At 39.3% G+C, this 1,011-nt stretch carries 1 protein-coding gene; it reads right to left on the minus strand.

Annotation, left to right across the window (positions count from 1 at the left end):
• Positions 1-150: 150 nt before the first annotated feature.
• Positions 151-693 (minus strand): outer membrane protein, encoded by a 543-nt coding sequence (locus R7093_RS24205; protein WP_225462611.1) that lies wholly within the window; start codon positions 691-693, stop codon positions 151-153.
• Between the last annotated feature and the right edge of the window lie 318 nt (positions 694-1,011).

Genomic DNA, 1,011 nt, shown 5'->3' on the forward strand with positions numbered 1-1,011 from the left:
AAATAATTTTAGTCGATTGCTGATAGAGTGGGACTGCTTTGGTTTAAAAGAAAGTAATGAGTAATTTAACGTAACACATATAAACAGCACTTAAAAAAGCCTCCCGAATGGGAAGCTTTTTGGTTGTGATAACTCATTCGTCGCAAGCTACTAGAAGTTATATCTCATACCAACTGTCACACCTTGAATGTTGATATCTACACCATCAAATTCAGCAGACCTGTATCTGTAGCCGATAGCAAGGTCTACATTGTCAAGCATGTAACCTACTTCCAATCCTGCTTGATAAGAGAACTTGGATTCTGATTCAGATATACCGAAGACGTTGGTTTCGCCCTTTAATGAACCAACGCCAAGAATGAGTGCGCTATATAATTTATTACCTTTATCTATAAACTTAGGGCGTGCGTTAATATAAAAGGCATCACCTTTAACACTGGCATCTTCATTAAATTCAGCTTCACCAAAATGTTGGTATTCTAACTCCACACCTAAATCTACATTAGGGTGAACTGCAAAATTATAACCAGCATACACCCCTCCACCTAAGTCGTTGCTTTCATCAATAGTTGCAATACCAGCATCTAACTCAGTATTGTGACCTACAAGTAAATTGCCGCCGACATAAAAATGGTCTACCTCGTTTGCACTTGCACTTGCACTTAAGAGTGCTAGTAAAATCAGTTTTTTCACTTTAAGTCCTTATAGTTGATTTGGAGATATTATGCATGCATGGGAGTATCGTTAATAGCGAATATTTAACGTAACGCTCGTTGTACGAATCCCCAAGGTCGCTAGTGTAGGCGACCTTTTTACAACTGGCAGATACGAAAAACGCCTCCCATTGGGAGGCGTTTTTCTTGAGGACGTTCATTACCTTAGAAAAGGATCGTTGAGATCCATGCTCTTTGGTTGTAATCTCAATCCCCAGATATGAAAAAACCGCCTTGCAGGGCGGTTTATTTCGGAATACTTACTAGTTTGCAACCTGTGTAAGTCCTTTCATGATAG

The sequence above is a fragment of the Vibrio sp. 1580 genome (assembly GCF_033340055.1).